Source organism: Mesorhizobium sp. P2_C7, assembly GCF_056404515.1.
In genome coordinates this window covers 75816-90916 of sequence record NZ_JBFUDW010000013.1, presented here as the reverse complement: position 1 = coordinate 90916, position 15101 = coordinate 75816, and the positions used below count along the sequence as shown (strand labels likewise).

Sequence of the window (15101 nt, the reverse complement as noted above, 5' to 3'; positions counted from 1 at the left end):
ATTTTTTGCGAAAGGAACCTGCATGGCCGCCTTCAAGACCCTCGACGACATCGGCAACATCAGCGGCAAGCGCGTGCTGGTGCGCGTCGACCTCAACGTGCCTGTCGCCGACGGCAAGGTCACCGACGCCACCCGCATCGAACGCATCGCGCCGACCATCGCCGAGCTGTCCGCCAAGGGCGCCAAGGTGATCCTGCTCGCCCATTTCGGCCGGCCCAAGGATGGCCCCTCGCCCGAATTCTCGCTTGAGCCGATCGCCAGGGCGACGGCCGATGTGCTTGGCCGCCCCGTCGGCTTCGCCAGCGATTGCGTCGGCGACACGGCGGGAAGCGCCATCGCCGCCATGGACAAGGGCGACGTGCTGCTGCTCGAAAACACCCGCTTCTACAAGGCCGAGGAGAAAAACGACCCGGCCTTCACCGAAAGGCTCGCCGCCAGCGGCGACATCTTCGTCAACGACGCCTTTTCCGCGGCGCACCGCGCCCACGCCTCAACGGAGGGGCTGGCGCGTCTGTTGCCGGCCTTCGCCGGCCGCACCATGCAGGCCGAGCTTGAGGCGCTGGAGAGGGGTCTGGGAAATCCGGTCCGCCCGGTGGTTGCCATTGTCGGCGGCGCCAAGGTCTCGACCAAGATCGACCTGTTGATGAATCTGGTGAAGAAGGTCGACGCGCTGGTCATCGGTGGCGGCATGGCCAACACCTTCCTTGCCGCGCGCGGCACCGATGTCGGCAAATCGCTGTGCGAGCATGATCTCGCCAACACCGCCAAGCAGATCATGATCGAAGCGGCCGAGGCCGGCTGCGCCATCATCCTGCCGGTCGACGGCGTCGTCGCGAAGGAATTCAAGGCCGGGGCGGCCTGCGAGACCGTCGCCATCTCGGAGGTGCCGGCCGACGGCATGATCCTCGATGTCGGCGCCAAAACCGTAACGACCATTGGCGAATGGATCGACCGCGCCGCAACGCTGGTCTGGAATGGCCCGCTCGGCGCTTTCGAGATCGCGCCCTTCGACCATGCGACGGTGGCGGCGGCGAAGCACGCGGCGGCGCGCACCAAGGCCGGCAAGCTGGTCTCGGTCGCCGGCGGCGGCGACACGGTGGCGGCGCTCAACCATGCCGGCGTCGCCGACGACTTCACCTATGTCTCGACCGCCGGCGGCGCTTTCCTGGAATGGATGGAGGGCAAGCCGCTGCCCGGCGTCGACGTGCTGAAGCACTAATGCATTCTTCAGCCAGGCGGAAACGCCTGGCGCCGCGGAAATGCGGCTAAACCGAACGCCTCGATCAACACAAAGAGAGCGGGCAAGGGCTCTCAAGACTTTCAATCGATTCGAGCTTTCCGATGCCATTCCTTTGGCGGTAGACTTCCGTTAAGCGCGGAAGACAACCGTTTCAGGAGAAGCAGAATGAGCGAACGTCTCGAAGACATTGCCGCCGCGATCGTGGCCGATGGCAAGGGCTTGCTGGCCGCCGACGAAAGTTCCGGCACCATCAAGAAGCGTTTCGACGTCATCGGCGTCGAATCGACCGCCGACAGCCGTCGCGACTACCGCGAGATGATGTTCCGCGCCAGGGAGGCGATGACCCGGTATATTTCCGGCGTCATCCTCTACGACGAGACGATCCGCCAGAAGGCCGCCGACGGCACGCCGCTGGTCGATATCATCAAGGCGGCCGGCGCCATCCCCGGCATCAAGGTCGATGCCGGCGCCAAGCCTCTGGCTGGTTTCCCCGGCGACACCGTCACTGAGGGCCTCGATGGGCTGCGTGAGCGCCTTGCCGACTACTACAAGCTCGGCGCCCGCTTCGCCAAATGGCGCGCGGTGATCGACATCGACACCGGCAAGGGCGTGCCTTCGGCCAATTCGATCAGCTCGAACGCCCATGCGCTCGCCCGCTATGCAGCACTTTGCCAGGAAGCCGGCATCGTGCCGATCGTGGAGCCGGAAGTGCTGATGGACGGCGCCCACGACATCGACACCTGCTATGCGATTTCGAAGGCGACGCTGATCAAGCTCTATGACGAGCTTCATGCGGCACGCGTCGTGTTGGAGGGCACCATCCTGAAGCCCAACATGGTGCTGGCCGGTAGGAAATCGGGCAAGGTGAGCAGCCCTGAAGAAGTCGCCGAAATGACCATAAAGCTGTTCCGCGAGACCGTGCCGGCCGCGGTGCCTGGCATCGCCTTCCTCTCCGGCGGCCAGGAGGACGAGGAAGCGACCGCCAACCTCAACGCCATCAACGCCATCGGGCCGCACCCGTGGAAGCTGACCTTCTCCTATGGCCGCGCCCTGCAGGCCGCGCCGCAGAAAGCCTGGAGCGGCAAGGCCTCGAACGTCGCCGCCGGCCAGGCCGCCTTCACCCACCGTGCTCACATGAACCATCTGGCCGCGCTTGGGAAATGGAAGGCGAGCCTGGAACAGGCCGCCTGATCGGGGCCTTTTTCCGTCTTCCTTCGAACCCGGGCGGCTGCGCCCGGGTTTTTTGTTTGTGGCTTGCCTGGGCTTGGGACGGCGCGCCTGCATCCCTACTTCCTCTCCGGCGCTGGAGCGTGATCCCGAAACTGGAATCCAGTTTCGCAAGATCATGCTCAAAAACAAACAACCGGCGATGTCGGTTTTCGCCCGTCCCGAACGTCCTTGGGATGACAGACAGGGAGAGGTTCATGAACCGCAACAAGGTCGTTTCGCGCGAAGACTGGTTCCAGGCGCACAAGGCGCATCTGGCGCGCGAGAAACAACTCACCAAGCTTCGCGAGCGCATTGCCGCCGAACGGCGTGAACTGCCCTGGCTGAAGATCCGGAAGGATTATGTCTTCGAGACCGGGCAAGGGCCGAGGAATTTGGCGGACCTGTTTGCCGGCAACAGCCAGTTGATCGTCTACCACTTCATGTTCGGGCCGGGGTGCAACCATCATTGCGAGGGTTGCTCGTTCCTTGCCGACCATATCGACGGCGCCAACCAGCATCTCAGGCATCACGACGTGTCGCTGGTCGTGATCTCGCGGGCGCCGCTGGCCGAATTGCTGCCCTACAAGCAGCGCATGGGCTGGAAGTTCGACTGGGTGTCGTCCTACGCCTCGGATTTCAACTTCGACATGCAGGTCTCCTTCACCGACAAGCAGATCGCGGCTGGCGACACCACTTACAATTTCGAGACCATTCCCCGGACGTCGAAGGAGCTTCCCGGCACCAGCGTTTTCTACCGAGACGAGAACGGCGACATCTTTCTCACCTTCATGTCGCGCGCCCGCGGCGGCGAGGCGCTGATCGGCACATATGATTATCTCGACATGACGCCGAAGGGCCGCAACGAGACCGGCCCCTATCATGGCCTGATGGACTGGGTGCGGCTGCACGATGAATATGGCGACCGGTCTGGAGAGCAGGAGACCTGTTGCGATCAGCGTGTCGGCGAGCCGGTCGTTCACCTCGGGCGCAACATGCGCTAAAGGGTGCGCATGCAGCGCCCTCTCGCCCTTCTCACCTGGCTCGCCTACCCGGTCTATGTCTGGCAAGGCCTCGGCGTGCGCCGCCGTACCACGCGCATGCTGCCGGCGCAGGGTCCTGTCATGCACGATATCCAGGGCAAGGCGCCGCCAATCTCGCTTCTGGTGCTGGGGGATTCCTCGGCCGCTTCGGTTGGCATCGGCAATTCGGAGAACGGGCTTGCCGCGCAACTCGCCGTGCTGATTGCGCAGAACACCGGCCGCGCCGTGCGCTGGCGGGCGGCCGGCTTCAATTCGGCAACGTCGGGCCAGATCCGCGACCATGTCCTGCCCAATCTGTCGGCTGATCCGTGGACGCATATCGTGCTCGCCATCGGCACCAACGACACCAAGAATTTTCACTCGGTGCCGCGCTTCAAGAAGGAGTTCGGCGGCTTGCTCTATGCGCTGCGCGCCAAATGGCCGGAAGCGCGTGTGGTGTGGTCGCCGGTTCTGGAGTTCACGCGGGCTCCGGCCATGCCGTCGATGCTCGGCAAGATCCTGGAGATCCGCGCCACCGAGATGAACCGGATGGGCGAACGCCTTTGCCTGGAACGCGGCGCGATGCCGGCGCCGCGCCTGCCGATCACAAATCCTGAAGAGGGTTTTGCCTCCGACGGATTTCATGCCTCGGAAGCCGGCTACCGGGCCTGGGCTGAGCATCTCGTTGGCCTGGTGCTGGCCAGCTGAACCGAGGTCGGGCTTGCTTGACGCGGGCCTAAAGCAATTCCAGGAAAAGTGTGAAACGGTTTTCCGTCCGGAATTGCGTCAGAACAAAGAGATAGAGCGGTTCCGCGTTCCCGTGAAACGATGAACCGCTCTATGTCCAGTGTCCGAGCACGGCTGTTATCGAAATCGCCGCCATCGCCAACAGCGCCAGCTTCCAGAAGTCGCTGCGCCGCTTCAGCCCCGGCCAGCCGAGCGGCTTGATCAGCTGGATGACCATCATGCCAACAATGACGAGCGCGAGGAGTTTCGACATGCCGCCTTTGACCAGCAACGCGACCGGCTGTCAAAGCACGTCGTCGTTGCCCGCGAAGAATGGGCGCCGCGATCCCGAGCCGGAACGCGGCGCCCGCCTTGACTGAGGAACGATCTACTTCAGCGGCTTGAGGCCGGCCTCGATCGAAGCGCGCTTCGGTTCGAGGAATGGCGGCAAGGCCAGCTTTTCACCCAGCGTCTCCAGCGGCTCGTCGGCGGTGAATCCCGGCCCATCGGTGGCGATCTCGAACAGGATGCCGTTCGGCTCGCGGAAATAGAGCGAACGGAAGTAATAGCGCTCGACTTCGCCGCTCGATGGCAGCCGGAATTCGGCCAGCCGCGCCGTCCATTGATGCAGCGTCTCCTGGTCCGGCGCCCTGAAGGCGACGTGATGGACCGCACCGGCGCCTTGCCTTGCCGGCGCCAGTCCAGGCTGCACCAGGACATGAAGCTCCGCCGCCGGTCCGCCCTCGCCCATTTCGAAGACGTGAACCTGGCCTTCGGGCGAGGCATAGTCGCGGGCCTTGCGCATGTTCATCACTTGCGTCACCACCGCCTCGGTGTTGGTGATGTCGGGAACGCTGATGATGATCGGCCCGAGCCCGCGAATCTGATGCTCGGCCGGCACCAGGCTGTGCGCCCAGGGGTGGCTGTCGCCCTTGCTGTCATCGCTGATGAGGCGCAGACGCTGGCCCTCAGGATCTTCGAAATCCAGACTGCGGTAGCCGCCGATATCGACGATCTCGCTCGTCGCGATGTTTTCGCTGGTCAGGTGCTGCTTCCACCAGGCAAGGCTTTCCTGGCTGCCGACCCTGAGGCTGGTCCGCACGATGCTATGGGTGCCGCGCCGCTCCTGGCCAACCGGCCAGTCGAAGAAGGTAAGATCGGTGCCCGRTGTCGCTTCGCCGTCGGCATAGAAGAGGTGGTAAGCCGAGGTGTCGTCCTGGTTCACCGTCTTCTTGACCAGCCGCAAGCCCAGCACCTTTGTGTAGAAATGAAGATTTCCAGGCGCATTGGCGGTGATTGCCGTCAGATGGTGGATTCCTGTCAGTTGCAGGCTCATGGTCGTCTCCCTGTTTTTGGAGAATAATTTTCTCCCTCCATATCAGAACTTCGGCCACGTCGCTGAAGACCGCGTATCCTGACAGTCCGTCGCTCAGGATTGAACAATGGACCCTAGATCGATATCCGCTCGGTGAACAATCCTGGCCGGCAAGCGGGCTGCGGTGCCTCGACTTGATGCAGAAAAAACGATGTCTTCTCTCGGGGTACACTGCGATCACAACTATCGTCCGCGCCCTGCCACCCTCCTGACAGACTGCTGTCAGGAGGGGTATGCGATACTGCCTCCAGTTAAAGAGAGGAGACTAGCTATGAACGGTTCCACCCTTCTGCGCGGCGTGCAGCACTATGTCGGCAAGATACGGACGATGCGCAACGAGATCCGCACCCAGCGGTTCATGAACTCGCTGCCGGCGGACATTCGCAAGGATATCGGCTGGCCGGACATGTATGCCGAACGTCGCTACCGCGGCAATTGAGACGAATTTTTCGACACAGCGGTTGGATGTGGGCGCCCCAAGGCCCAGATAATAAGTCCGGCGCGCAAGGGAGGAGCGAGCTCATGCCCAAACAGAAGCAGATCGGCTTTCTTTTCATCGACGGCTTTGCCGACTGGGAATATGGGCTGCTGGCGGCCTCGGCGGTCGAATGGTTCGGTGCGCGCGCCGTGTCGCTGACGCCTGGTGGCAAGCCAGTGACCGGGATCAGCGGTTTTCGGTTGACGCCAGATCGCTCTGCTGAAGCTGGGGAGAATGCCGATCTCGACGCCATCGTCGTCATCGGCTCCGACCAGTGGACAGGCAAGGCGCCACCGGATGCGGCAGAACTGCTCACCGCTGTTGCGTCGCGCGGCGGCGTCGTTGGCGGTGTCTGCGCCGGCACGTTGGCGCTGGCCCGAGCTGGCCTGTTCGAGAAGGCCAGGCACACCAGCAATGGCCGCGATTGGATCAACAGTCATGAAGCCGGCTATCCCGGCGACGGCAACTATCAGGACGTGCCGCATGCCGTTGCCGACGGCGCTGTGGTTTCCGCGCCGGGCTCGGCGCCGGGCACATTCGCGCTCGCCTTTCTGAAGACGCTCTATCCGGAAAGAAGCAGCGATCTCGCGCAGATGCGGACGCTGTTCGCCAAGGAGTATGCTGAAGCCTCCTGACAGTATGCTGTCAGGATAGACGTGCAATAGGTGTCGCGAGCAAACTCACTTCGGGAGAAACGCATGGCTTCCATTGCTGCAAAAGCCTCGGCCTGGTTCCAGATTCCCGTCACTGACATGGACAGGACGGGAGCCTTCTACGGGAAGGGCCTCGCGGAATGGTGAAGAGCTGGAACGACAGGCTGAATACGCCCGGTATCAACGGCGTGAAGCCGACGCCGCGCAAGATGGCCGATGTCATCGAGGGCCAGCCCATGCTGGTGCCGACTGCACGCCAGGTCGATGATTTCATCCGCTCGATCCCGGAAGGCGTCGAGATGGATGTCCGCGCCCTGCGCACGGCGCTTGCCATCGAGCACGGCGCCGAAGTGACATGCCCGGTCACCATCGGCTATCATCTGCGCACTGTTGCCGAGGCCGCCAACGAGGATCTCGAGCGCGGCATGACACTGAGCGATATTGCGCCGTTCTGGCGCGTGCTCGACTCGAACACGCCGACCACGAGAAAACTGTCCTTCGGCGCGGCATTCGTCGCCGCGCAGCGCAAGCGCGAAGGGCTGAAACCATGATGCATGCCGCCCCAAAACTGTTCTGCGGTTTTGGGCGACATGCATAGAAACAACGCCGAGGGACCAAACGATGCGCCGCGCCGACAGGCTCTTCCAGATCGTGCAGCATCTGCGCGGTGGCCGTCTGGTCACCGCCCAGAAGCTCGGCACATGGCTCGAGGTTTCCGAGCGAACCATCTACCGCGATATCGCCGACCTGCAGTCGACCGGAGTGCCGATCGACGGCGAGGCTGGGGTTGGCTACATGATGAGGGAGGGTTTCGACCTTCCGCCGCTGATGTTCACGCGTGACGAGATCGTCGCGCTGGTTGCCGGCGCCCGCATGGTGCGCGCCTTTGGCGGCGCCGCCATGGCGCGCGCTGCCGATGAGGCGCTGGTCAAGATCGGTGCGGTGCTGCCGGATGCCGAGAAGGACCGGATCGCCCGCACCGAGATCCACACGCCGATGTGGGTGGTCAGCGACGCCGCCCGCGAAGCGATCGACTTGATCGAGCGCGCGGTCGAAAAGCGCCAGGTGCTGACCATCGACTATAGCGACGAGGCCGGCCGCGGCACTGCCCGCGATATCCGTCCGCTCGGCCTGTGGTTCTGGGGCAAGGTGTGGACGCTGGTCGCCTGGTGCGAGATGCGTGACGACTTTCGCGCCTTCCGCATCGATCGCATCGCTTCGGTGGTCATCGCCGGCCGCATCTTCAAGCCGGAACGCGGCAAGCAGCTTGCCGACTTCTATCGGGCAGTGGAGCGCAGCGAGGATTACGGCATGGCGCCGGACCGCGCGGCGCGGACCTAGAGCAACTCCAGGAAATGGGTGAACGGTTTTCCCGGGAAAGCGCGTAGCGGTTTCCCTTGGGGAATTGCGTCAAAGTAAAAAGGGATTGCCGGACCGCACAAAAAAAGCCCGCTCGAAGCGGGCTTTTTGTTGGTGTCGGAAATATCACTCGTCGTCGTTGTCCGTGTTCTTCGACTTCAGGGCCGAGAGCTTGGCGAAAACGGCGTTGGCGTCGAGCTCGGCGTCCTCGTCCTTCGGCTTCTCCGGAGCCGGCACCAGCCGCTCGGTCAAGGCCGCTGGCAAAAGCGTGTCGCCGACCGGCTGCGCCTGTTCGCGGCCACGCGAAGCGCGGTTGACTTCCATGTCGAGGTCGATCTGCGAGGCGAGACCCAGCGTCACCGGGTCCATCGGCTGCAGATTGGCCGAGTTCCAGTGCTTGCGCTCGCGGATCTGCTCGATCGTCGACTTGGTGGTGCCGACGAGGCGGGAGATCTGCGCATCTTTCAGTTCGGGATGGTTGCGCACCAGCCACAAAATGGCATTCGGCCGGTCCTGGCGCTTAGACAGAGGCGTGTAGCGCGGACCCTTGCGCTTGGATTCCGGCACCCGCACCTTGGGGTCCGAAAGCTTCAGGCGCTGGTTCGGATCCTTTTCGGCGCGCGCGATCTCGTCGCGGGTCAACTGGCCGGTCATGATCGGATCCATGCCCTTGATGCCTTGCGCCGATTCGCCGTCGGCGATCGCCTTGACCTCGAGCGGATGCAGCCCGCAGAACTGCGCGATCTGCTCGAAAGAAAGCGCGGTGTTGTCGACCAGCCAGACGGCAGTCGCCTTGGGCATCAGCAGCGTATTGGCCATTCTAAAAATCCTTCTCGTTCGCCCGCGTTCCCGCGCGGGCGGTGGTTTAGAGCCACCAAAATGGGAAATTCGCGGCCTGTATAGCCGCTCCGTCGCCGCTTCGCAATGTTTTTGGATGTCATCGGCCAGAAACCGTGGCCCGCGACCACTGGAACGGCTTCGCGCTCTTGAGCAGCGACAAACTGGCTTTGCCGACGGAGGCCGCGGTCGACCGGCCTCGTCGGCCGACCCCCAGAACGACAAAACCCGCCGGACTGGGTCCAGCGGGCTCGGAACCGCGACGGGATCCGTCTGATGCGGCTCTGGCTTCTACGGCACCGTCCGCCTGCGCGGACCGTGCTCGGCTTTAGATGGCCTTGCGGGCGATCTTTTCGATGTCGGCGCGGTTGATGCCGAGATCGTTGAGCTGACGTGCGTTGAGACTGTTCAGTTCGCGCACAGTCTCGGTGTACCTACGCCAGTTACGGAAAGCGCGGATCGGGTTCATGGTAGTCCTCCAAATGGGTTGTTCGTTTCGGTGATGCTCAAATAGTCATCATCGATCAGGACTTGAACGGCCGTTTTTGCATAGCAATGATGCAAATGCTGCATTGCACCATTAAGCCTCTGTTCATCTTGTAGGCAGCGAGGCGCACGATCAGGATGTGTCGAGGTTCAGGTCAGTCCCGCAGCAGCTGAACTCGATGCGGCCTAGCCGACGTCGAGCACGATCTTGCCGATGTGCTCGCCCTCCTCCATCCGCTCATGCGCCCGCCAGGCCTCGCTGAGCGGGAAGATCATGTCCATCACGGGAGCGACCTTGCGCGTGCCGAGCAACGGCCACACCTGCGCCTCCAGCGCTGCCGCGATCGCCGCCTTGAATTCGACGGTGCGCGGCCTCAGCGTCGACCCCGTATGGGTCAGCCGCTTGACCATGATCTTCGAGAAGTCGGCGCTCGCCACGGCGCCGCCCTGCACGGCAATCTGCACAATGCGACCCTCAATCGCCGCGGCCTCGTAGTTGCGCGCCACATAGTCACCGCCGACCATGTCGAGGATGACATTGGCGCCTTTGCCAGCGGTCGCCTCCTTGACCGCAGCGACGAAATCCTCCTCGCGATAGTTGATCGCCCGGTCGGCGCCGAGCTTCAGGCAGGCGTCGCACTTCTCCTTGCTGCCGGCGGTGGTGATGACATTAGCGCCGAAAGCCGAGCCAAGCTGGATCGCTGTGGTGCCGATGCCGGACGAGCCGCCATGGACGAGCAGTGTCTCGCCGCTCTTCAGGCCGCCGCGCTCGAACACGTTGTGCCAGACGGTGAAGTAGTTCTCCGGCACCGCTGCGGCTTCGGTGTGGGTAAAGCCGGCCGGCAGCGGCAGCACACTGCCGGCGTGAACCTTGACATATTCGGCATAGCCTCCGCCGGGTGTGAGCGCGCAGACGCGGTCGCCGATGCGCCAGCGCGAAATGTCATCGCCAAGGGCCGCCACTTCGCCAGACACCTCGAGGCCGGGCAGGTCGGACGCGCCGGCCGGCGGCGGGTAGGCGCCCTTGCGCTGCTGGATGTCGGGCCGGTTCACGCCGGCGGCGTGCACCTTGATCAGGATCTCGCCGGGGCCCGGCTGCGGCACGTCGCGCGTTTCGGGTTTCAGCACCCGGGGGCCGCCCGGCACCGAGATCGCGATGGCCGTCATTCTTGCCGGAATTTTCTGTCCGCTCGCCATGTGATTTCCCGTCTTTCCTCGCCGCTATCCGACCGGCTGTTTGCATCGACGCCCCTGCCCTATGTATGCTGATTGCCAAATCAGGCAAATGGCCAATGTGGGAGGAGCGACGATGGCGATCTTCGACGACGAACCCAAGAAGAAGGCGCGCCCGCACGAGATCGGGCAGGACCTGTCGCTGCTTTCGGTCGGTGAATTGACCGAGCGGATCGGTATCCTGCACGATGAGATCACCCGCCTGGAAAACGAACTCCAGGCCAAGGACAGCACCAAATCGGCTGCCGAAGCACTGTTCCGCCGCGGATAGAGGCTGGCGCAGGGCCCGCCGCCGAAAAGCCCGAATGCGACTGTCTTCAGACCCAGCGTCCCCGCCAACCCGAGCCGGATCAAACAATGTTCGCAACCTACCGACCGATCCTCTCGCTGCTTCGCGGCACCGCCTTCCTGCTCGCGGCGTCTGGATTGCACGGGCTGCTGTTGCCGCTCCGCGGTCAGTTGGAAGGCTTCTCGACCGCATCGCTCGGCCTGATGGGCACGGCCTGGGCCGGCGGTTTCGTCACCGGCTGTTTCTTTGCACCGCGCATCGTGCGCCGTGCCGGGCATGTGCGCGCCTTCGGCGCCTTTGCCGCATCGGGCGCCATCGTGGCGCTGCTCACCGGATTGATCATCGACGAGTATGTCTGGATCCTGCTGCGCGCCTTCACCGGCTTCACCATGGCCGGTGCCTTCATGGTCATCGAAAGCTGGCTGAACGAAAAGGCCACCAACGAGAACCGCGGCACTATCTTCGGCCTCTATATGATGGTCACCTATGCCTCGATCATGGGCGGACAGATGATCGTCGCTGGCGGCGACGTGAAGTCGGCCTCCCTGTTCATGATCACCGGCATTCTGTTTTGCCTGTCACTGCTCCCGACCGCGGTTTCGACCGCTTCTCACCCCAAGCCGCTGCAGGATGTCTCGCTCGACGTCAAAGGCCTTTATGCCAATTCGCCGGTGTCGGCTGTCGCTTGCGTCCTGATCGGCATCGCCAACGGCGCCTGGGGCACGCTTGGCGCCGTCTATGGCGCCCGCATCCGCATTCCCACGGCCGAGATCGCCCTGATGATGAGCCTGGTGGTCGTTGCCGGTGCCGCCTTGCAGCTTCCTGCCGGGCGCCTCTCGGACAAGACCGACCGGCGTTTCGTGCTGGCAGGTGCTGCCTTCGGCGCGGCCTTGGTTGCGCTTGCCATCTTCCTGTTCGAGCCACGCTCCAGCGTCTTCGTCATCGTCTTCACCGCCGCCTATGGCGGCTTCGCCTACACGCTCTATTCGATCGCGGTGGCGCATGCCAACGACCACGCCCGCGCCGAGGATTTCGTCAAGGTGTCGGGCGGCCTGCTTCTGCTCTACGGCTTCGGCACGATGATCGGACCTCTGCTGGCAGCCGCCTTGATGGGCTGGACGCGCCCGGAAGGCCTGTTCCTGGCGACCGCTTTCGCGCATGTCTGCCTGGCGGGCTATACGTTGCTGCGCATCAGCCGCCGTGCTCCGGTGCCGATCGAAGATCGTGACGCCTTCAAGACGCAACCGGCCGACCGGTCGGTCACGCCGGAAGCATTGCGGCTTGATCCCAGAAGAAAAGCAGAAGCAGACAGTTGAGATTCGAAAGGCTTTGCCTCACTAATAAAGGCATGATGTTTTCCGACGCCTTCATGGCGATTGCCGATCCCAACCGGCGCCATCTTCTGGAAGAACTTCGCCGCGGCCCGAAAACCGTCAACGAGTTGGCCGCGGGTTTGCCTGTATCGCGCCCGGCCGTTTCGCAACATTTGAAAGTGCTGCTCGATGCCGGGCTGGTCAACGCCAAGGCCGAAGGCACCAGACGCGTCTATACGGTGAGCAATCCCGGCTTCCTCAAACTCAACATCTGGCTCGATCAGTTCTGGGAAGCCTGACGGTATCGGCAACACTTACCGCGCAGTTCACGCTTCCTCGCGCAAGAATGCGCCGAGCGCATCGAGCAGTTCGCCTGTGCCATGCTCGCGTGTGGCCGACGTATCATGGCCGTCGAGGAAGGCGCCCTGTTCCGTCATCACAAGCCGCGTGCCATAGCCCTCGGCAAGCAGCTCGATCGTGGCCAGCGATACCGAGACACGGGTTTCGCCGAACAACAACTCATAGCTGTAGACGATGCGCTGGTCCGGCACGATGTCTTGATAGACAGCGTTGAAAAAATGCATCTGGCCATCGCTCGGACAGCCGGCATTGACCTCCTTGCCGCCGATACGGAAATCCATTTCATGCCTGCTGGGCATCGGATCGTGCGGATCGGCGAACCAGCGCCGCTTGGCCGCCGGATTGCTCAGCGCAAAGTAGACTTTTGCGGGCGACGCTGGGTAGCTGCGCTCGATGACGAAGGTGGAATGGACGACGGAACGTTCGGTCATGATGGGTTCCTTCAGTTTCCTTCGAAGTCATCGCCGGTCTCAGCCAGAAAATCGCCGAGCCGGTCCAGCCGGCGCTCCCAGACGAGACGCCGTTCATTGATCCAGTGTTCGGCTGCTCTCAGTGCCTTGGGTTCGATCTGGCAGGTGCGCACCCGACCGACCTTCTGCGTGCGCACGAGGCCGCTTGCCTCCAAAAGGTTCAGATGCTGGACGACGGCCGACAGCGACATCGCCAGCGGCTCGGCCAACTGGCTGACCGAAGCCGGGCCACGCGACAGCCGGTCGACCATCTGCCGCCGCGCCGGATCGGCGAGCGCCTGGAACATCAGATCGAGCTGGGCAGGATCGTGCAGCATTGCGATCAGCCGTTGTTGTAGGGAAAGAACTTGAAGTAGGGCTGCGCCTCCTCGATCACGCGGGCGAAAGCGGAGCGCTGCACCAGGCGGTCATGGTATCGCTTGACGGCCGGGTATTTGTCGCCGAACGGCTCGACCTTGTTGGCGTAGAAGAGTGCGGGAGACGCCGAGCAATCGGCCATGCTGAAGGCGTCGCCCACCGCCCAGGTCTTCGTCTGCATGTCCTCTTCGACGATGGCGTAGGAATTGCGCAGCTGGGCGCGGGCCTGCTCGACGCCGAACGGATCGGTCTTGTCCTGCGGCCGCAACCGGTCGCCGACGATCTTCTGCATCGGTTCCTGCACGTAGAAATCATAGAAACGATCGGACTGCCGGACCGCCAGCGCCAGGTCGATGTCGGCCGGAACGAGGTCGACCGGCCCCGGATAGTGGGCGGCCAGGTACTCGACGACGATGGTCGATTCCAGCACCGTGCGGTCGCGCGCATCGTCGCGCAGGGCCGGCATCTTGCCGGTCGGCGAAATCTTCAGGAAGGCCGCGCGCGACTCGGTGTCGCCGAGATCGACGACAACCGGCGCGAACGGTATGCCGTTCTCATACAGCGCGATCAGCGGTTTCCAGCAGAAGGAGGCCAGTGGATGGAAATGAAGCGTCAGGGACATATTTTGCTCGTCTGTTTCGAGATGCGCCGGTGGTCGGTGCCATGCTGCTTGCAGGATTAACACTGAAGCATTTACTTAACTATTGCGGCGAGCCTTGCTCGTCAAGGCCCGCACAGGATGGCTCAATGGGCTTGGGCTTGGGCTTGGGCTTGGGCTTGGGCTTGGTCGACGATGGCGGCGACCATCACCGTCCAGTCGTCTGGGTGCAACTCGTGGCCACCACCTTCGATCCGAAGGATTTTCGCACCGGCGACGGTCTCGGTCAGTGCTTCGCCGTGCTCGACCGGGAAAATCGGATCGGTGGTGCCATGGATGACCAGCAGCGGCGCCGTCATCTCGCGCAGGCGACCCTTCCATGCCTCGCCGCCCTTGACCATGAAGTGGTTGGTCGCGCTCAGCAAACCGCCGGATCGATCGTAATCCTGTTCGATGAAGGCCCGCATCCCGGTCTCATCGAATGGATGTACGGTGCTTGCGATCGCCCGCGTATCCTTGACCATGAAATCGACCACCTGGCCACGGTCCGACCAATCGACTTTCGCGCCGTCGGCCGAATGCTTGATATAGGCATCGCTCGTTTGTGGCAGATGCGATGTGTCGATCCCCAGGGGCGAGCTGCTGATCACGGTCAGCGAAGCGACACGGGACGGGTGCTTGAGCGCCACGAGCCGGGCGATCATGCCGCCCATGGACATGCCGACGACATGCGCCTTGCCGACGCCGTGGTCGTCGAGAACGCGCATCGCGTCGTCAGCCATGTCGTCGAATGTGTAGGGTGGCTCGCCCGGCGGATATTTGGTCGAACGGCCGGTATCGCGATTGTCATAGCGGATGACAAACAGGCCGCCATCGGCCAGTTTCCGGCACAGCGCGTCCGGCCACCAGAGCATTGAGGCCATCGATCCCATGATCAGCAACAGCGGCGGGTTTGCCGGATCGCCAAAGGCCTCGGATACGATCTCGGGGCGCTCGATGGTTGTCATGGCTCGGTCTCTCCTCAGCAATACTGATTGCGTTTTGCAATCGGTTGCACGATAATAAAACTGATACGATAATGCAACCGGTTTGGCGGAGA

The 15101-nt window shown here is 63.0% G+C and carries 20 protein-coding genes; 11 read left to right on the top strand and 9 right to left on the bottom strand.

Going from position 1 to position 15101, the window contains the following annotated elements:
* Nucleotides 1-22: 22 nt before the first annotated feature.
* The 4 genes from AC1D2G_RS24785 to AC1D2G_RS24770 all read left to right on the top strand — a co-directional run bounded on the left by AC1D2G_RS24785 (nt 23) and on the right by AC1D2G_RS24770 (nt 4176).
* Complete coding sequence (locus AC1D2G_RS24785; protein ID WP_477417274.1) at nt 23-1219, top strand: phosphoglycerate kinase; 1197 nt, start codon at nt 23-25, stop codon at nt 1217-1219.
* A gap of 186 nt (nt 1220-1405) precedes the next feature.
* The gene (locus tag AC1D2G_RS24780; RefSeq protein ID WP_457150470.1) at nt 1406-2431 is read left to right on the top strand and encodes a class I fructose-bisphosphate aldolase; all 1026 of its coding nucleotides are present in this window, start codon (nt 1406-1408) and stop codon (nt 2429-2431) included.
* Between the two features lie 233 nt (nt 2432-2664).
* Nucleotides 2665-3450 carry a DUF899 domain-containing protein gene (locus tag AC1D2G_RS24775; protein WP_477417272.1) on the top strand — a complete coding sequence of 262 codons (786 nt, stop codon included), beginning with the start codon at nt 2665-2667 and terminating at the stop codon, nt 3448-3450.
* A gap of 9 nt (nt 3451-3459) precedes the next feature.
* Nucleotides 3460-4176, top strand: a complete 717-nt coding sequence (locus AC1D2G_RS24770) for an SGNH/GDSL hydrolase family protein (RefSeq protein ID WP_477417270.1) — start codon at nt 3460-3462, stop codon at nt 4174-4176.
* Between the two features lie 130 nt (nt 4177-4306).
* On the opposite strand, the gene AC1D2G_RS24765 is transcribed toward AC1D2G_RS24770, so the two are convergent.
* Both AC1D2G_RS24765 and AC1D2G_RS24760 read right to left on the bottom strand, forming a co-directional pair.
* Nucleotides 4307-4468, bottom strand: coding sequence for a hypothetical protein (locus AC1D2G_RS24765; protein WP_477417268.1), 162 nt, complete (start codon nt 4466-4468; stop codon nt 4307-4309).
* A 114-nt stretch (nt 4469-4582) separates the two neighbouring features.
* Nucleotides 4583-5530, bottom strand: coding sequence for a ring-cleaving dioxygenase (locus AC1D2G_RS24760; RefSeq protein WP_477417266.1), 948 nt, complete (start codon nt 5528-5530; stop codon nt 4583-4585).
* A gap of 310 nt (nt 5531-5840) precedes the next feature.
* Between AC1D2G_RS24760 and AC1D2G_RS24755 the strand changes: the two genes are divergently transcribed.
* The 4 genes from AC1D2G_RS24755 to AC1D2G_RS24740 all read left to right on the top strand — a co-directional run bounded on the left by AC1D2G_RS24755 (nt 5841) and on the right by AC1D2G_RS24740 (nt 8041).
* Nucleotides 5841-6008, top strand: a complete 168-nt coding sequence (locus tag AC1D2G_RS24755; RefSeq protein WP_457150466.1) for a hypothetical protein — start codon at nt 5841-5843, stop codon at nt 6006-6008.
* Nucleotides 6009-6091: 83 nt separating this feature from the next.
* Entirely contained in the window at nt 6092-6682 is a 591-nt protein-coding gene (locus AC1D2G_RS24750; RefSeq protein WP_477417264.1) for a DJ-1/PfpI family protein, read from the top strand.
* Between the two features lie 158 nt (nt 6683-6840).
* Nucleotides 6841-7251 (top strand): hypothetical protein, encoded by a 411-nt coding sequence (locus tag AC1D2G_RS24745; RefSeq protein ID WP_477417262.1) that lies wholly within the window; start codon nt 6841-6843, stop codon nt 7249-7251.
* A 70-nt stretch (nt 7252-7321) separates the two neighbouring features.
* Nucleotides 7322-8041 (top strand): helix-turn-helix transcriptional regulator, encoded by a 720-nt coding sequence (locus AC1D2G_RS24740; protein ID WP_091578656.1) that lies wholly within the window; start codon nt 7322-7324, stop codon nt 8039-8041.
* Nucleotides 8042-8185: 144 nt separating this feature from the next.
* Here AC1D2G_RS24740 and AC1D2G_RS24735 read toward each other — a convergent pair whose 3' ends face one another.
* The 3 genes from AC1D2G_RS24735 to AC1D2G_RS24725 form a co-directional block, all read right to left on the bottom strand.
* Nucleotides 8186-8878: a DUF1013 domain-containing protein gene (locus AC1D2G_RS24735; protein WP_095089368.1), complete on the bottom strand. Its 693-nt coding sequence runs from the start codon at nt 8876-8878 to the stop codon at nt 8186-8188.
* A gap of 346 nt (nt 8879-9224) precedes the next feature.
* A complete protein-coding gene (locus AC1D2G_RS24730) occupies nt 9225-9365 on the bottom strand; it encodes a DUF1127 domain-containing protein (protein ID WP_095089369.1) in 141 nt (46 codons plus the stop codon).
* Between the two features lie 203 nt (nt 9366-9568).
* Nucleotides 9569-10579, bottom strand: coding sequence for an NAD(P)H-quinone oxidoreductase (locus AC1D2G_RS24725; protein WP_477299943.1), 1011 nt, complete (start codon nt 10577-10579; stop codon nt 9569-9571).
* A gap of 112 nt (nt 10580-10691) precedes the next feature.
* On the opposite strand from AC1D2G_RS24725, the gene AC1D2G_RS24720 reads away from it, so the two are divergent.
* From AC1D2G_RS24720 to AC1D2G_RS24710, 3 genes are all read left to right on the top strand, one after another.
* Complete coding sequence (locus tag AC1D2G_RS24720) at nt 10692-10886, top strand: DUF1192 domain-containing protein (protein WP_477417260.1); 195 nt, start codon at nt 10692-10694, stop codon at nt 10884-10886.
* 86 nt (nt 10887-10972) lie between these two features.
* Entirely contained in the window at nt 10973-12220 is a 1248-nt protein-coding gene (locus AC1D2G_RS24715) for an MFS transporter (RefSeq protein WP_477417258.1), read from the top strand.
* A gap of 32 nt (nt 12221-12252) precedes the next feature.
* Nucleotides 12253-12516, top strand: coding sequence for an ArsR/SmtB family transcription factor (locus tag AC1D2G_RS24710; RefSeq protein ID WP_095089373.1), 264 nt, complete (start codon nt 12253-12255; stop codon nt 12514-12516).
* Between the two features lie 27 nt (nt 12517-12543).
* On the opposite strand, the gene AC1D2G_RS24705 is transcribed toward AC1D2G_RS24710, so the two are convergent.
* The 4 genes from AC1D2G_RS24705 to AC1D2G_RS24690 all read right to left on the bottom strand — a co-directional run bounded on the left by AC1D2G_RS24705 (nt 12544) and on the right by AC1D2G_RS24690 (nt 15009).
* Complete coding sequence (locus AC1D2G_RS24705) at nt 12544-13008, bottom strand: SRPBCC family protein (RefSeq protein WP_477417256.1); 465 nt, start codon at nt 13006-13008, stop codon at nt 12544-12546.
* An 11-nt stretch (nt 13009-13019) separates the two neighbouring features.
* Nucleotides 13020-13364, bottom strand: a complete 345-nt coding sequence (locus AC1D2G_RS24700; RefSeq protein ID WP_477417254.1) for an ArsR/SmtB family transcription factor — start codon at nt 13362-13364, stop codon at nt 13020-13022.
* Between the two features lie 5 nt (nt 13365-13369).
* On the bottom strand, nt 13370-14026 hold the full coding sequence (locus AC1D2G_RS24695; RefSeq protein WP_477417252.1) for a glutathione S-transferase family protein: 657 nt from the start codon (nt 14024-14026) through the stop codon (nt 13370-13372).
* A gap of 122 nt (nt 14027-14148) precedes the next feature.
* Nucleotides 14149-15009: an alpha/beta fold hydrolase gene (locus tag AC1D2G_RS24690; protein WP_477417250.1), complete on the bottom strand. Its 861-nt coding sequence runs from the start codon at nt 15007-15009 to the stop codon at nt 14149-14151.
* Between the last annotated feature and the right edge of the window lie 92 nt (nt 15010-15101).

Excerpts from the sequence above, each read along its gene's own strand:
- AC1D2G_RS24725 (WP_477299943.1), bottom strand. The coding sequence starts at position 10,579 with ATGGCGAGCGGACAGAAAATTCCGGCAAGAATGACGGCCATCGCGATC.
- AC1D2G_RS24695 (WP_477417252.1), bottom strand. The coding sequence starts at position 14,026 with ATGTCCCTGACGCTTCATTTCCATCCACTGGCCTCCTTCTGCTGGAAA.
- AC1D2G_RS24720 (WP_477417260.1), top strand. The coding sequence starts at position 10,692 with ATGGCGATCTTCGACGACGAACCCAAGAAGAAGGCGCGCCCGCACGAG.
- AC1D2G_RS24745 (WP_477417262.1), top strand. The coding sequence starts at position 6,841 with ATGGTGAAGAGCTGGAACGACAGGCTGAATACGCCCGGTATCAACGGC.
- AC1D2G_RS24710 (WP_095089373.1), top strand. The coding sequence starts at position 12,253 with ATGATGTTTTCCGACGCCTTCATGGCGATTGCCGATCCCAACCGGCGC.
- AC1D2G_RS24700 (WP_477417254.1), bottom strand. The coding sequence starts at position 13,364 with ATGCTGCACGATCCTGCCCAGCTCGATCTGATGTTCCAGGCGCTCGCC.
- AC1D2G_RS24770 (WP_477417270.1), top strand. The coding sequence starts at position 3,460 with ATGCAGCGCCCTCTCGCCCTTCTCACCTGGCTCGCCTACCCGGTCTAT.
- AC1D2G_RS24740 (WP_091578656.1), top strand. The coding sequence starts at position 7,322 with ATGCGCCGCGCCGACAGGCTCTTCCAGATCGTGCAGCATCTGCGCGGT.
- AC1D2G_RS24765 (WP_477417268.1), bottom strand. The coding sequence starts at position 4,468 with ATGTCGAAACTCCTCGCGCTCGTCATTGTTGGCATGATGGTCATCCAG.
- AC1D2G_RS24750 (WP_477417264.1), top strand. The coding sequence starts at position 6,092 with ATGCCCAAACAGAAGCAGATCGGCTTTCTTTTCATCGACGGCTTTGCC.
- AC1D2G_RS24735 (WP_095089368.1), bottom strand. The coding sequence starts at position 8,878 with ATGGCCAATACGCTGCTGATGCCCAAGGCGACTGCCGTCTGGCTGGTC.
- AC1D2G_RS24715 (WP_477417258.1), top strand. The coding sequence starts at position 10,973 with ATGTTCGCAACCTACCGACCGATCCTCTCGCTGCTTCGCGGCACCGCC.
- AC1D2G_RS24755 (WP_457150466.1), top strand. The coding sequence starts at position 5,841 with ATGAACGGTTCCACCCTTCTGCGCGGCGTGCAGCACTATGTCGGCAAG.
- AC1D2G_RS24690 (WP_477417250.1), bottom strand. The coding sequence starts at position 15,009 with ATGACAACCATCGAGCGCCCCGAGATCGTATCCGAGGCCTTTGGCGAT.
- AC1D2G_RS24730 (WP_095089369.1), bottom strand. The coding sequence starts at position 9,365 with ATGAACCCGATCCGCGCTTTCCGTAACTGGCGTAGGTACACCGAGACT.
- AC1D2G_RS24780 (WP_457150470.1), top strand. The coding sequence starts at position 1,406 with ATGAGCGAACGTCTCGAAGACATTGCCGCCGCGATCGTGGCCGATGGC.
- AC1D2G_RS24705 (WP_477417256.1), bottom strand. The coding sequence starts at position 13,008 with ATGACCGAACGTTCCGTCGTCCATTCCACCTTCGTCATCGAGCGCAGC.
- AC1D2G_RS24775 (WP_477417272.1), top strand. The coding sequence starts at position 2,665 with ATGAACCGCAACAAGGTCGTTTCGCGCGAAGACTGGTTCCAGGCGCAC.
- AC1D2G_RS24785 (WP_477417274.1), top strand. The coding sequence starts at position 23 with ATGGCCGCCTTCAAGACCCTCGACGACATCGGCAACATCAGCGGCAAG.